Annotated in this window: 5 protein-coding genes; 1 reads left to right on the forward strand and 4 read right to left on the reverse strand. The window is 72.5% G+C overall.

Translation table 11 applies throughout. The features are described 5' to 3' along the window. Positions 1-6: 6 nt before the first annotated feature. Genes G447_RS0110550 through G447_RS0110565 form a run of 4 tightly spaced genes read right to left on the reverse strand, consistent with a single transcriptional unit; the run spans position 7 to position 13,554 of the window. The gene (locus tag G447_RS0110550; RefSeq protein ID WP_207382548.1) at positions 7-9,276 is read right to left on the reverse strand and encodes a type I polyketide synthase; all 9,270 of its coding nucleotides are present in this window, start codon (positions 9,274-9,276) and stop codon (positions 7-9) included. A 46-nt stretch (positions 9,277-9,322) separates the two neighbouring features. Then, positions 9,323-10,879 (reverse strand): acyl-CoA carboxylase subunit beta, encoded by a 1,557-nt coding sequence (locus G447_RS0110555; RefSeq protein ID WP_005869008.1) that lies wholly within the window; start codon positions 10,877-10,879, stop codon positions 9,323-9,325. Further along, the gene (locus tag G447_RS0110560) at positions 10,876-12,666 is read right to left on the reverse strand and encodes an acetyl/propionyl/methylcrotonyl-CoA carboxylase subunit alpha (RefSeq protein ID WP_026431025.1); all 1,791 of its coding nucleotides are present in this window, start codon (positions 12,664-12,666) and stop codon (positions 10,876-10,878) included. The genes G447_RS0110555 and G447_RS0110560 overlap by 4 nt, the downstream gene beginning before the upstream one ends. Positions 12,667-12,693: 27 nt before the next feature. Beyond that, on the reverse strand, positions 12,694-13,554 hold the full coding sequence (locus tag G447_RS0110565; protein WP_026431026.1) for a biotin--[acetyl-CoA-carboxylase] ligase: 861 nt from the start codon (positions 13,552-13,554) through the stop codon (positions 12,694-12,696). A 326-nt stretch (positions 13,555-13,880) separates the two neighbouring features. On the opposite strand from G447_RS0110565, the gene ettA reads away from it, so the two are divergent. Next, on the forward strand, positions 13,881-15,563 hold the full coding sequence (gene ettA, locus G447_RS0110570; RefSeq protein WP_005869005.1) for an energy-dependent translational throttle protein EttA: 1,683 nt from the start codon (positions 13,881-13,883) through the stop codon (positions 15,561-15,563). Positions 15,564-15,738: the final 175 nt, after the last annotated feature.

The following is a 15,738-nucleotide window of genomic DNA, read 5'->3' on the forward strand; positions in this document are numbered from 1 at the left end:
GGCGCCCTACTGCTGGTCGGGCAGGTGGTAGTAGCCGTCGGCGCCCAGGCGCGCGCGCGGGTCGAGGAGCATCTGCGCCTCCACCTCGTGCGGGTCGCCCGCCGCGCCCAGGGCCGGGTCATCGGGCAGGCGCCGGGCATCAACGGGCTCGAAGAGCGGCGCGTGCCCGAGCATGCCCATCTCGAAGTGGCGTGAGCCCGCCCGCAGGCGCGCGTCGGAGGCCGAGCGCCACCGCGCCAGCGCCTCCGATCCCGTCTCGCGCTCGACGACGGCCTCGAAGGCACCCGGGTGCACCAGGGCGAGGAAGCCCGACACGTGCCCGAAGCCCAGTGAGGTCGCGAAAGCAGCGCGCACCGGCCCGCGGGCCGACAAGTCGAGCGGACTGCGCAGCCACACGAGCGGGGCGTACTGCTCCATCTTGTCGTCAACGCAGTCCAGCGCGATGTTCGCCGGGATCACGCCGCAGCGGAAGGCATCGATGATACCGCCCACCTGGAAGACGCAGGCGCCGCCCTTGGCGTGGCCCGTCAGCGTCTTCTGGGACACGACCAGCAGCGGGTTGCCCGCGCTGCGCCCCAGAGCGCGCCCAACCCGCGTGTGCAGGTCCGACTCGTTCGGGTCGTTCGCATTCGTCGACGTGTCGTGCTTGGACACGAAGGCCACGTCGTCGACGCCCACGCCCAGGGCAGCCAGGGAGCGGGCGAGCGGCGAGGAGGCTCCGCCGCGCGCCACCGCGAGCGCGCCGAGGCCGGGGGCGGGGATGGACGTGTGGGCGCCGTCGGCGAAGGTCTGCGCGTGGGCGACCACCGCCAGGACCGGCAGGCCCATCTCCACGGCCACGGAGGCGCGGGTCAGCAGAACCGTGCCGCCGCCCTGGGCCTCCACGAAGCCGCCCCTGCGCCGGTCGTTCGCGCGGGACACGAAGCGCGGCGAGATGCCGCGGTCGAGCAGCTCCTGCGAGTTCGCGGTGGCGTTCATCGAACCGAAGCCGACGATCGACTCGACCTGGATGTCGTCGATCGCGCCCGCCACGACGAAGTCCGCCTTGTGGGCGGCGATCTTATCGACGCCCTCCTCGATGGACACCGCCGCGGTGGCGCACGCGCCCACGGGGTTGATCATTGAGCCGTAGCCGCCGATGTAGGACTGCATCGTGTGCGCGGCCACCACGTTGGGCAGGGTCTCCTGCAGGATGTCCTGCGGGTACTCCTCGCCCAGGAAGCGGTCGACGAACAGCTTGTGCATCGAGCGCATCCCGCCGAAGCCGGTGCCCTGCGTGCAGGCGAGGTCGGCGGGGTGGACGAAGCGCAGCAGTTCGGCGGGGCTGAAGCCGGCGGAGACGAAGGCGTCCACGGCGGACACCAGGTTCCACACGGCGATCGGGTCGATCGAGTCCAGCATCGAGGCGGGGATGCCCCAGCGCGCAGGGTCGAAGTCGGTGGGGAAGAGCCCGCCGATGCGCCGGTTGAGGGTCGCCCGGCGCGGCACCCGCACCTGGGCGCCCGCCTTGCGGGTCACCTGCCACTCGCCGAAGGCGGTCTGCGAGGCGATGGAGAACTGCGGGTCCTCATCCGCGTAGGAGCGGGCCTCGGCCTCGTCATCGACTGTGAAAGTGATGTCGCGGTCCAGGAAGACCACCGCCGCCTCGGGGGTGTGCCCGTCGTGCAGGGGACCGTCGTCGTGGAAGAAGCGCACGCCGGATCGGGCGACGACCTCATTGCGGTAGCGCTCGAAGATCTCCGACTCGGGGACCAGCTGGTCGTCCTTGTCGTACCAGCCGCCCACGGGCGTGTCGGACCAGGTGAGCAGGCCGGTCATCCACGCCAGCTCGAGCACCCCGGCCGGGGTGAGCTCGACGGTGCCGTCCGTGTGGATCCCGAGCTCGGCCTGCACGCGGGTGCGGGCGCTGCCCCACGGGCCGACCTCGCCGTGCCCGACGATGACGATCGTGTCGTCCAGGGAGGCAGTCGTGGCGCCCCACTGGGCGGGGTCCACGTGCGTGACGGAGGTCTGGGCGGGGGAGGGCAGTGCGGACACGGTCGCCACGGGCTCCGCGTCGTCGGCGGGCGTGGCCTGCGCCGCGGCCTGGGCGCGCAGGGCGCGCAGGTCGATGGAGGAGTCGAGGCCGCCGGTCAGGTCCGCGTCCACGGGCGCCTCAGCGGCCCGGGCGCGCACGTCCGCCGAGGAAAGGGCGAGCAGCTGCTCGGCCATCTCCTGGGTGGACCAGGTGCGCACTCCCGCGGCCTCGACGGCGGCGACCATCGGGTCGTTGCCGCCCATCAGGCCGGTGCCGCGCACCCAGCCGATGCGCGGGTGCGCGATCGAGACGCGCTGGCCCCACACCGGCTCCGACGCCCACCGCGTCGCAATGGCGTCGAAGGACGCCTTCGCCTCGGCGTAGGCCCCGTCCCCGCCGAAGATGCCGCGGTTGGGCGAGCCGGGCAGCACGACGTGCAACCGGTGGTCGGCGTGCGTGTCGGAGCCGATGCGCGCCAGGGCGGCGATGGAGCGCTCGACGCTCCACAGCAGCAGGCGGAACTGGTTCTCCGAGGCGGGGCCCGCGTCGGCGAGGGTGCCGGAGACGCGGGGAGCTGCGAAGGGGTAGAAGAGCGTGGGGACGAGCGCCTCCTTGGTGACCACCACGTCGGCGCCCACGGACTTGGTCTGCTCGGTGCCGATCCACTCCGCCAGGGCGTCCACGTCCCGGTAGGACGCCAGGTTGGCGGGCACCAGCCACAGCCTGGCCCCGGCAGCCGCGTGCTCGCGGTAGAGCCGCTTGGCGAAGTCGAGGCGCGCCGGGGACACCGACGAGGAGGTGGCCACCACGGTGGCGCCCCCGGCCAGCAGCCCCGCCACGACGGCGCCCCCGATGGAGGCGGGCGTCATACCGGTGACGACGGCGACGTCCGAGGCGTGGGGCAGCGCTGACGCGTCGGAGAGGGCCTCTTCGGCGATCCCGCGCATCCTGGCGGCGCGCGCGTCGCCCTCCTCTTCGAAGCGCGAGGCCCACCAGGCCGCCTGCTCGGCGACCGCGCGGCCCGCGCCCACGAAGGACGCCGTCTCGGTCAGGACCCCCTCGGCGCCGAAGCGCGCGACGTCCTCGCGGGCCGACGCCCACCGGTCGTCGAGGAGCACGGCGCGCTGGGCCTCGAAGCGGGGCTCGACCAGGTCCGCCCAGCCCGAGCCCAGTTCCGCGGCGACGGCGTCGAGGACCCGGGAGGCGTCCTCGTCCTCGTCTTCCACCTGAGCGGGGGCGTCCAGACCGAGGTCGGACAGGATGGTGCGCGCGACCTTCGCCAGGACGCCGGCGTCGCCGGTCACGGTCTCAGCGAAGGCGTCGAGCGCCGCGGAGTCCACGACTCCCCCGCCGGAGGCCCCGCCCGACGACGGCAGGGACACGGACACGCCGAGGCGCGCGGCGACGGACTGGACGGCGGCGTCGATCAGGGCGTCCACGCCGGCCGCGTTCGACGGGGCCTCCACCGGCAGGGTCGCCAGGTCGCCGTCGCGGGTCGAGGCGCCCTCGCGGGTGCCCAGGACGATCTCGATGGTCACGTGCGAGGCCCAGCCGCCGCCGAGCTGCCACGTGCCCGTGACGCGCTCGCCGATGCGCGACGCCTTGGCGCCCGCGGCGCCGAAGAGCTTGCGGGTGCGCTCCTTGACGGCCTCGGACAGGACCGCGCCGAAGGGCTTGTAGCCCTTCGCGGCCTTGTCGACCGTGGCGCACAGGGTCCGCACGTCGGCCTCGCCGGCGCCGTCGATGGAGTTCAGGCCCAGTTCGGCGCTCATGTCCATGAGCAGCTGGTTGCGCCGCGAGGACACGCCGTTGGTGAGGGACTCGGTGGTGTCCGAGTCGCCGACCTCGTCAAGGCGGATCTTCGCCGACAGGGCCAGCAGCGCGCGGATCGCGCTCGACGCCGTGAAGGGCTCGTCGGCGACGTCCGCGCCGCTGGCGCCGCCCGGGGCGGGCGCGGGAGCGGCGGCCTCGGCGGCCGGAGCCGCGGCGGGGGCCGGAGCGGGCTGGGCCGGGGCGGCGGGGGCAGCCGGGGGCGCCTCCACCTCCTCTTCCTCCTCGTCCTCAATGACCGCGACATCCGTGCGCAGCACCCGGGCCTCGTCGCGCTGGACGTTGAAGACCTCGGTCCGCGAGGCGGAGAACTCGGGCTGCCCCAGCGTGCGGGCCGCCAGGTTCGCCAGCGTCGGGGCGGCGCCGAGGCCGACCTCGACGACCTCGTCCACGGCCATGCCCTCGACGCCGGGTGCCGCTTCGCCCGAGGACAGCAGCACCCGCTGCGTCTCGATCCAACGGACCGGGGAGGCGAACTGCCAGCACAGCAGCTCGATGAGGAGCGTGCGGGCCAGGCGCCCGGGCTCGGCCACGGCAGCCTCCCACGCGCCGGGCTCCTCCAGCAGGCGGCGCACCTCCTCGGAGGGGACCACGTCCAGGATCGACTGGGCGAACTCGCGCGTCAGCTCGAAGGGGCGGGCCACCAGGTTCGGGATGTAACGGCCCACGAGCCTGCCCGGATCGACCTCGTCGGGGATGCGCTCATCGACCTTCTGGCGGAAGTCCGCCACGCCGTTGCGCAGCACGGTCGAGTGGAAGGGCACGTCGATGCCGGGCACGTACATGAACGGCCGCTTCCCGCCCGCCTCGCGGGCCCGGCGGCTTGAGTCCTCCTCCAGGGCCTTCAGGCCCGCGACCGTGCCCGCCACGGCGTACTGCTGGCCGGCCAGGTTGAAGTTGACGATCTGCAGGAACTCCCCCGAGGCCTCGGCGACCGACGCGACGTACTCGACGACGTGCGCGTCGTCCACGCCGAACTGGTTGGGCCGCAGGGCCCCCATCCGGTAGTTCGAGCGCCCCCGCTCGTCGCGGGGGACCAGGGAGTGCATGGTGGAGCCGCGCTGGAAGACCAGGTCGAGGACCGTCTCCAAGGGGAAGACCTCGGCGTAGGCGGCCAGGGCGTCGTACTCGCCCAACGAGTGGCCGGCGAAGGCCGACCCCGGGACCAGGACGCCCTCCTCGCGCAAACGGGCGGTCTGCCCGATCGCCAGGGTCGCCAGGGCGACCTGGGTGAACTGCGTGAGGTTGAGGACCCCCTCGGGGTGGCGGTAGGTCACGCCCCGCGCCACGATCTCAGTGGGGTTGTCGCGCACGATCGCCAGGATGGAGAAGCCCATCGCCGAGCGGGTGTGCGCGTCGGCCCGGCGCCACACCTCGTCCACGGCCTTCGACTTCGCGCGCTCGTCCAGGCCCATCCCGGGCGACTGGATGCCCTGGCCGGGATAGACGTAGGCGACCTTCGGGGCGAAGGTGCAGGCGGACGCGCGCGACACGACCTGCTTGTCGATGCGGCACGTCACCTCCAGGGACAGGCCGCCCCCCACGACGCGGCCCACCCGCTCCACGGTGATCTCCACCTGGTCGTTCAGGTCGACCGTGCCGTACATGGAGTACGTCCACCCCGCCAGGTGCGCGCCCGCGTCCCCGGCCACGGCGGCCTGGGCGGCGTGCTGGGCCGTGGCCGACAGCCACATGCCGTGCACCAGGGGCGCGTCCATGCCCGCGACCCTCGCGGCCGCGTAGGAGGTGTGGATCGGGTTGTAGTCGCCCGACACGATCGCGAAGGGCGTCATGTCATCGGGGGCCTGGACGCTCACGCGGCGCAGCACCGACCGCGGCGTGTCCACGACCTCGATGGAAGCTCCGCCGAAGGGGGCGGCCTCGGCCGGGGCGCGGTTGCCGGTGGCGCGCCCGCGGATCGCGAAGCGCTCCTGCGTGGTGCCGATGGGCTCGCCGCCGCTGGTGAGTTCCAGAGCGACAGTGACGATGCGCCCGGAGGAGGACTCGTCGACGGCGGCCACGTGGCTGACCACATCGATCGAGCGCACGCCGTCGGCCACGAGGCGCTCCGGCGGGGCCACCAGGGTCATCGAGTGGTCCAGGTGGACGGCGTTGAGCAGGCCCTCGATGACCGGGTAGTCGTCGTGGATGGCGCTGCCCAGAGCCGCGTAGATCGCCGGCCACGCGGGCCCGAGCAGGGCGTCGGGCGCCCACGCCGCCAACTCGTAGGACGCGGGCAGTGCGGCGCCCGTCGCCTCGGCGTGGTCGAAACCGAGCGCGGGCGCGAGCGTGAAGGAGTAGTGGGCCTCGCCGAACTCGGAGCGCTCGGAGGGGGCCATGACGGGCAGCGCCTCGACGCGGTCGCCGGCCACCGACGTGGAGCCCACGCCCGCGGTGGCGGCCAGCATCGCGTACATGTGCTCGGGCAGGCGCGCCTCGTCGATGACGGGCACGGCGCCGTCCTCCCCGGTCAGGGTCAGGGGGAAGACCAGCTCCCGCACCGCGTGCTTCTCAGCGCCGCGCGGATCGGAGTCCCACGCGGTGTCGAGGTGGATGACGAAGTCCACGCCCGCCTCGCTCCGGCGGATCTCGACCGTTTCCTCGTCGAGGACCGCGGCGGGGTTGGTCATGAGGTGCCCGGTCCACGAGATGAAGGGCACGTGGCGCAGCCACTCGTCCTCACTGGCGGCCGCGCGCCCGTTGCCCAGGCGCGAGGCGGCGGCGGCCGGTTCGGCGCCCCGCGAGGCCAGTCGCGAGGCGGCGGCGGCCGGTTCGGCGCCCCGCGAGGCCAGTCGCGAGGCGGCGGCCCCCTCGAAGCGCCCCAGCAGCTCGGCGACGGGCTCGTCGACGCGGTCGATGCCCGCGACCGACACGGGGCCGGGGATGATACGGACCTGGTCGGCGTCGTAGCGCTCGTCCTGGGCCTGCCACAGGCAGTCCTGCCCCCACCAGCGGATCAGGTCGTCATCGAGGACCGGCACGAAGGGCATCGGCTTGGGGTAGGAGCGGCACAGGGCCGGGAACCACGCGGAGTCGATGGGCGTGACGAAGGTCGTCTCGGCGTTCGGGTACGCCGCCAGGAGGCGGTCGACGGCCTCGTGGGCGTTCGCGGCGTCGTCCGCGGTGGGGAAGAGGGTGGGGACCTCGCCGTGGTCGACGGGCGCCAGGCGCGCCTCGACCCGCTGGAGGAGGTCGTGGAAGCGGATCTGCCACGTGGGGTCCACCCACGGGAACGACAGGTCGGCGAAACGGCGGACCCACTGCGCGTAGGTCATCTCCTCCAGGTCGCCGAAGTAGGGCTTGGCGGTGTGGGAGAGGATCTCGACGATCTCGTCCTTGCGGGCGCGCACCTGGGCGCCGTCGGAGCCGATCTCGGCGATGATGCGGGCGGCGGCCGCGGCCGCGTTCGCCACCTCGTGCATGTCGGCGCGCAGGTGGGACAGGCCCGAGGTCATGCCGCCGCGGCTGGCGCCCTCGCCGACCCAGCCGCGCGAGTCGTCGTCGGCGCCCACGCCCGGGGTCGCGACGAGCAGCTCCTTGACGGCGCGGGTCGTCTGGGCCTCCTTGGTCGTCATGGCGGCGGTGCCCACCAGGACGCCATCGACGGGCATGGGCGGGCGCCCGTGGCGCTTCGACCAGTCACCGGTGAGGAAGTCGGCTGCCCGCTCGGGCGTGCCGATGCCGCCCCCCACGGCCAGGACGATGTTGTCCTGGGCGCGCAGTTGGGCGTAGGTGGCCAGCAGCAGGTCGGACAGGTCCTCCCACGAGTGGTGGCCGCCGGAGTGGCCGTCCTCGACCTGCACGATGATCTTCGTCGGGGCGGCGTCGCGGGCGATGGCGATGACCTTGCGGATCTGGTCCACGGTGCCCGGCTTGAAGACGACGTAGGGGAAGCCGTCGGCGCGCAACTGCTCGATGAGGGCGAGGGCCTCGTCGTGCTCGGGGATGCCCGCGGAGATGACGACCCCGTCGATGGGGGCGCCGGAGGCCCGCGAGCGCGACACGATGCGCGCCTGCCCGAATTGGAGGTTCCACAGGTAGCGGTCCAGGAACATCGAGTTGAACTCGGCGGTGTGGCCGGGGCGCAGCTGGGCGCGCAGCCCGGCGAGGTTCTCGTTGTAGACCTCCTCGGTGACCTGGCCGCCGCCGGCCATCTCCGCCCAGAACCCGGCGTTCGCCGCGGCCGCGACGATCCCCGGGGCGACGGTGGTGGGGGTCATTCCCGCGAGGAGGACGGGGGAGCGGCCGGTCAGGCGCGAGAAGCGCGTGTCGACGACGGTGCGCCCGTCGGGCAGGGTGATCAGGCCGGGGCGCAGTGCCGACCAGTCGGCGGGGGCGGCGGGCTCCCACCCGGGGGTGGCGGCCCGGTCGCGGTCGGCCTGGGTGCCCAGGGCGAGCACGCCCACGCCGGTGCCGTCCACCAGGTTGCGGGTCATACGCACGGTCGTGGCGCCGGGGCCCAGGTCGAGGAGCCACTTGGCCCCGGCCTCGACGCCCTCGCCGACCTGGGCGGGCCAGTCCACGGTGCCCACGAGCACGGCGGAGGCCAGGGACTCGGCGAGCGCGGCGTCGATGCCGCACTGGGAGGCCCACTGGCGGACCTGGTCGAGGGCGGAGGAGAGCAGGGGGGAGTGGAAGGGGACGTGCACGGGCAGGAACTCGCACACGGGCTCCAGCGGGCGGCCGCCGACCTGGTGGGCGTCGTGGGCCGCCTTGTCTGCGGCTCCCGCGCGCTCGGCGGCGGCGACCAGGGCGGCGAGGTCCGCAGGTGCGCCGGAGACCACGTGGGCGTCCGTGTCGTTGCGCAGGGCGACGGACAGGGGGTACTGCGTCGTGGTCAACTGGGAGATCAGGGAGGCCAGGAGCGCGTCCGACACGCCCCGCACCGACACCATATAAGTGGCGCCGTCGGCGTGGGCGGCCCGCAGCCGGCGGGTCTGGCGCGCGGCGGCCGCGCCGATGAGGCGCGCGAGGGCGAAGACCGTGGCGGCCCGCGCCTCGTCGCCGTCGATCCACGCGCGCGCGGCCTCCACGCCGAGCACGCCCTGCGAGTGGCCCTCGAAGGCGACGGGCGGGTGCGAGGCGAAGTCCACGCCTGCGCGCGACAGGTCCATGAGCGCCCCCAGCTGGGACAGGACGATGCCCGGGACGGACAGGGCCGCCTCGTCGGGCCCGCCGCCGCGGCGCGCCACCGCCGGCTCGCCCGCGGCGGCGGGCAGCGAGAAGGGCAGGGAGGCCACGGACTGGGTCGCCAGCTCGCGGCGCACGGGCGAGAGCAGGTCGTCGGAGGCTGCGAGGACGCGCCCGAGGAGGGCGGCGATCTCCGGGTCGTGGGCGACCTCGTCAAGGCCCTCGCGCCACGGGGTGGCCTGTCCGGCGAAGACCATCGCGTAAGGGGTGGAAGACAGGGATGAGAGGAAGGACGGCATGTTCATTCTTTCAATCGGGGACGGGAAGACGGGTGGCGCGCGGGCCTCACAGGGGCCCGTTGTCGTGGCGCTTGACGTGGGGGGCGCTCTGGTCCTTCGACGCCAGCAGGTGCAGGGAGTCGATGATCACCTGGCGCGTGTCGGACGGGCGGATGATCGCGTCGAGCTGGCCCGAGCGCACGGAGACGTCGGGGTTGACCGTTTCGGCCTCGTAGGCGGCGACCAGGCGGGCCTTGACCTCGTCGAAGTCGCCCGCCTCCTTCGCGGCGGCGAGCTCGCGGCGGTACATGATGGACGCGGCGCCCTCGGCGCCCATGACGGCGATCTGGGCGTCGGGCCAGGCGTAGGCCAGGTCCGCGCCGATGGACTTCGAGCCCATGACGATGTAGGCGCCGCCGTAGGCCTTGCGCAGGATCACGGTCACCATGGGCACAGTGGCGTTGGCGTAGGCGACGATGACCTTGGCCCCGCGGCGGATGATGCCCGCCTGCTCCTGCTCGGTGCCGGGCCGGTAGCCGGGGACATCGACCAGGGTGACCACGGGCAGTCCGAAGGCGTCGCAGAAGCGGACGAAGCGCGCGGCCTTCTCGGAGGCGTCCACGTCCAGCGTCCCGGCGTCGTTCATGGGCTGGTTGGCGACGACGCCGATGGAGCACCCGTCCATGCAGGCGAAGCCGATCGTCACGTTCGGGGCGAAGAGCTCCTGGATCTCCACGTACTCGCCGTGGTCGACCAGGGCGCGGACCACGTCGCGCACGTCGTAGGGGACGCGGCCCGAGGCGGGGACCAGGTCGGCCACGGAGGCTGCGGCCGCCTCGTCCTCGGCGTTGGGCGCGTAGTCGTAGCGCGGCGGCTCGGCCCCGCAGGAGCTGGGCAGGTAGTCGAGCAGGGAGCGCACGTAGTCGATGGCCTCCTGCTCGGTGTCGGCCATGTGGTGGGCGACGCCCGACTGGAAGTTGTGGATGGCGGCGCCGCCGAGCTGCTCGAGCGTGACCTTCTCACCCGTGGTCGCCGCGACCACGTCCGGGCCGGTGACGAACATGTGGGAGTTCTCGCGCGTCATAATGATGAAGTCGGTGAGGGCCGGCTGGTAGACGGCGCCGCCCGCGCAGGGCCCCAGGATGATGGAGATCTGGGGGACCAGGCCCGAGGCTTCGCACGTCTTCTTGAAGATCCGGCCGTACTGGGCCAGGGCGACGACGCCCTCCTGGATGCGGGCGCCGCCCGAGTCCTGGATGCCGACGATCGGGATGCGCATGCGGATGCCGAGTTCGATGAGGTCGATGATCTTGTCGCCCTCGACCTTGCCCAGTGTGCCGCCGCGCACGGAGAAGTCCTGCGCGTATGCGGCCACCATGCGGCCCTGGACGCGCCCGTATCCGGCGGCCACGGCCGAGCCGATCTTCCCCGAGCGCACCGAGCCGCCGATGAACTGGCCGATCTCGTGCCATACGCCGTCGTCGAAGAACATGGCGAGGCGCTCGCGCGCGGTCATCTTGTTCTTCGCGTGCTGGCGGGAGACGGCGTTCGCCTCGGCGTCGGCGACGACCTTGTCCTGGGCGGCGATGAAGGCGTCGCGCCCTTGCGCGTTCTGCGTGCTCATTGGTCCTCCTGGCCGGCGGCCTCGATGTGGCAGATGAGGGCTCCCGCTCCGACGGTGTCGCCCTGGCGGACGCCCAGGCCCGTGACGACGCCGGAGCGCGTGGCCAGGAGCGGTTTCTCCATCTTCATCGCCTCCAGGACGGCCACCAGCTGGCCCTCCTCGACGCGGTCGCCGTTGGAGGCGGCCAAGGAGACGACGATGGCCTGCATGGGCGAGACGATGTCGCCGGGGTTCCCCTGGGCGGGGGCGGCGGGCGCGGACTGGGCGGGTGCGCGCCGGTGGGAGCGCAGGGGCTGGGACGGGCGGGGCGCCGGCGAGGGGGCCGAGAACATGCCCTCGGGCAGGGTGAGGGTCATGCGGCGACCGTCTAGCTCGATGACGTAGGTCTGGCGCGGCAGGTCCCGCGTGCCCTCTGCCTCCGCCGGGCCCGACAGGTGGGAGTAGTCGTGCTGGGGCGCGAAGACGGTCTCGAACCACCGGGTGGACACGGTGAACCCCCCGACCCCGCAGAAGTCGGGGTCGGTGATGATGTCGCGGTAGACGGGCACGGGCGTGGGGACGCCGTGGACGGAGAACTCGGCGAGGGCGCGGCGGGCCCGCGCCAGGGCGTGCTCGCGGTCGGAGCCGGTGACGATGATCTTGGCGATCATGGAGTCGAAGGCCGTTTGGACGGCGTCGCCGGCCTCGATGCCGAGTTCGAGGCGGATCCCGGGCCCGAGGGGCCAGTGCACCTCGTCGAGGCGCCCGGCGCTGGGGGTGAGGTCCGCGGCGGGGTCCTCGGAGGTGACGCGGAACTCGAAGGAGTGGCCGCGCGGGGGCGGGGGAGGGGTGAGGGTGAGGCCCTGGGCGACGCGGATCTGCTCGCGCACCAGGTCGATTCCGGTGACCTCCTCGGAGACGGGGTGCTCGACTTGGAGGCGGGGGTTGACCTCGAGGAACCAGATGGAGCCGTCGGGCTCGAGGAGGAACTCGCAGGTGCCCACGCCGACGTAGCCGACGTGCTCGAACAGGGCGCGGGACCATTCGACGAGGCGCTCGTGGGCGCCTTCGGGCAGGAAGGGCGCGGGCGCCTCCTCCACGAGCTTCTGGTTGCGGCGCTGCACGGAGCAGTCGCGCGTGGAGATGACGTGGAAGTTGCCGTGGGAGTCGCGGGCGCTCTGGGTCTCGACGTGGCGGGCGACCTCGACGAAGCGCTCGACGAAGTGGGCGCCGAGGTCGGCGGGGTCGGTGTGGCGGGCGAAGAACAGGTCGAGGTCGGCGTTCGAGCGCACGACGGTGATGCCGCGCCCGCCGCCGCCGTCGGCGCGCTTGAGGACCACGGGGTATCCGTGCTCGGCGATGAAGCCCTCGACTTCGGCGCGGGCGGTGACGGGCTCGGAGAGGCCGGGGACGGGGGCGACCCCGCACGCCTGGGCGACCCTGCGGGCGCTGATCTTGTCGCCGAGGGCCTCGATGACCCCGGGGGCGGGGCCGATCCACGCGATCCCGGTGTTCTCGATGGCGCGCGCGAACTCGGGGTTCTCGGAGAGGAAGCCGTACCCGGGGTGGATGGCGTCGGCACCGGACTCCACTGCGATCTGGAGGAGCTTGTCGGCGCTGAGGTAGGTGCTCGCCGCGTCGTCCCCGTCGAGGGCGAGGGCGAGGTCCGCCTCGCGGGTGTGGGGCGCCGTCATGTCCTGGTCGGCGTAGACGGCGACGGTGGAGATGCCCATGTCCTTCGCGGTGCGGATGACGCGCAGGGCGATTTCGCCGCGGTTGGCGACGAGGATTCTGTTGATCGTTCGCACGGTACTTTCGTTCCTTGTGGGTGGGCGCTACGCGCGGTGCTTGCCGTTGGCGATGGGGGTCACGTCCCCGGCGGACACATCGGTGGTGGTGCCGTCGTCGAGGAGCACCACGAGGGTGCCGATGGGGCTCAGCGCCGTCGCGGTGCCCTCCAGCTGCGGCGCGCCCGTGGGGTCGGTGGGGTCGGCGACGCCGATGCGCGAGCCGATGGTGGCGCAGCGGGTCGTGGCCTCGTGGGCGAGCCCGCTGGCGATGGGGTCGCCGTCGGCGTTGATGAGCCCGGTGATGCGCCGGTCGAGGCCGACGAGGATGTCGGCGAGCAGCGCCAGGGCGGTGCCCCGTGGCGAGGCGGCGGCCTCCTGGTCGCCCTCGAGGCTGAGGGCGGTGGCTTCTGGGGTGGGCCGCTCGCCGTCGGTCATGGAGATGTTGACGCCGTAGCCGATGACGAAGGTGTTGACGAAGGGGGACGAGGCGGGGGCGACTTCGCCCAGGATCCCGCAGATTTTGCGCTTGCCGTCGACGCACACGTCGTTGGGCCACTTGGTGTGGGTGGCGCGGCCCAGGGGCGCCAGGCGCGCGTCCACGGCGTCGCGGACCGCCAGGGCGCAGGCGTGGATGAGCCAGCCGGAGGAGGCCAGCGCCAGGGAGGTGGGCAGTGAGAGGATGGTGGAGGCGGTGAGCCCCTTGCCGGGCGCCGAGGTCCATGTGCGCGTCAGGCGCCCGCGCCCGGCCGTCTGCTCGGCGGCGACGACGGTCGTCATGTGCGGCGTGGGGGTGGCCGGGTCGGTGATGAGTTCGACGGCCAGGGAGTTCGTCGAGGGGGTCGAGGCGATGTGGTAGACCGGCGCGTTGACGCGGGGGTCGAGGGGGATGCGTTGGAGTCCGTCCATGTGCGCTCCTCTCGTTGGGGGTCTTCTGGCCGTGGGCACACTGCTGGCCACGGAATTGGTTCAAAGTTTGTCGGAAAGAGTGGACCTACGCTTCCGGAGGTTCAATAGTTGAACAGTTCGCGCCAAACCATTACGGTGCCGTAACCAGTGGCGATGCCAGTGCGGGAGCCGAATGCGCGAGCCGCCCCCGGTGGGGTGTGAGATCAGGATCACCGGGGCGGGTGTGGGATGACTCCCAACGGCATCCGGCGCCTCGTCGGTACCATTGACAGCGAAAGCGCGCCCGCCCAGGCCGGCGCACAGCAGCCAACCCCGAACGGAGAGACGTGGCGGAGTTTATCTATCAGATGATCAAGGCCCGCAAGGCCATCGGAGACAAAGTCATCCTCGACGACGTCACCATGGCCTTCTACCCCGGAGCCAAGATCGGCATGGTCGGCCCCAACGGCGCCGGCAAGTCCTCGATCCTCAAGATCATGGCCGGACTGGACGAGCCGAGCAACGGCGAGGCCCGCCTGACCCCCGGCTACAGCGTCGGCATCCTCATGCAGGAGCCCGTCCTGGACGAGGACAAGACCGTCATCGAGAACGTGCGCCTGGGCGCCTCCGGGATCTTCGGCAAGCTCGCCCGCTTCAACGAGATCTCCGAGGAGATGGCGGACCCGGACGCGGACTTCGACGCCCTTATGGAGGAGATGGGCAAGCTGCAGACGGAGATCGACGCCGCAGGCGCGTGGGACATCGACTCCCAGCTGGACCAGGCGATGGACGCGCTGCGCTGCCCGCCCCCGGACCAGCCCGTCTCCGTCCTGTCGGGCGGCGAGCGCCGCCGCGTGGCGCTGTGCAAGCTGCTCATCGAGGCGCCCGACCTGCTCCTGCTCGACGAGCCCACCAACCACCTCGACGCCGAGTCCGTCCTGTGGTTGGAGAAGCACCTGGCCTCCTACCCGGGCGCCGTCATCGCCGTCACCCACGACCGATACTTCCTGGACCACGTCGCCGGATGGATCGCCGAGGTCGACCGCGGCCACCTCTACCCCTACGAGGGCAACTACTCCACCTACCTGGAGACCAAGGAGAAGCGCCTTGCGGTCCAGGGGCAGAAGGACGCCAAACTGGCCAAGCGCCTCAAGGAGGAGCTGGAGTGGGTCCGCTCCAACGCCAAAGGCCGTCAGGCCAAGTCCAAGGCCCGTCTGGCCCGCTACGAGGAAATGGCCGCCGAGGCCGAGCGCACCCGCAAACTCGACTTCGAGGAGATCCAGATCCCGCCGGGCCCGCGCCTGGGCAGCGTCGTCATCGAGGCGAAGGATCTGAGCAAGGGCTTCGGCGACCGCTCGCTCATCTCGGGCCTGTCCTTCTCGCTGCCGCGTAACGGCATCGTCGGCGTCATCGGCCCCAACGGCGTCGGCAAGACCACGCTGTTCAAGACGATCGTCGGCATGGAGCCCCTGGACGGCGGCGAGCTCACCATCGGCGAGACTGTGAAGATCAGCTACGTCGACCAGAGCCGCGCGGGCATCGACCCCGACAAGACCCTGTGGCAGGTCGTCTCCGACGGGCTCGACTTCATCCAGGTGGGCAACGTCGAGATGCCCTCGCGCGCCTACGTGTCCGCTTTCGGCTTCAAGGGCCCGGACCAGCAGAAGCCCGCGGGCGTCCTGTCCGGCGGCGAGCGCAACCGCCTGAACCTGGCGCTCACCCTCAAGCAGGGCGGCAACTTGCTGCTGCTGGACGAGCCGACGAACGACCTGGACGTCGAGACCCTGGGGTCCCTGGAGAACGCCCTGCTGGCCTTCCCCGGCTGCGCGGTCGTGGTCACCCACGACCGGTGGTTCCTCGACCGCGTCGCCACGCACATCCTCGCGTGGGAGGGCACCGACGAGGAGCCCGACAAGTGGTACTGGTTCGAGGGCAACTTCGAGGCCTACGAGAAGAACAAGGTGGCCCGCCTCGGCGAGGCGGCGGCCAAGCCGCACCGCGTCACCCACCGCAGGCTCACCCGCGACTGAGTGCGGGAGGGGGGCGGGCCGCGGGGCCCGGCCCCCTCGGCGTCGACGGGGCTGTCCCGCCCGCTTCCCTCGGCGTCGATGGGGCTGGTGCGCCGGGCCCCTTCGGCGTCGACGGCGGCAGTCGTCCCCGCGCCCGCGCCGCTGTGCCGTCGTGCCGTCGCGCCCGGAGGGTATT

Source organism: Schaalia georgiae DSM 6843 (assembly GCF_000429245.1).
Lineage (GTDB): Bacteria > Actinomycetota > Actinomycetes > Actinomycetales > Actinomycetaceae > Pauljensenia > Pauljensenia georgiae.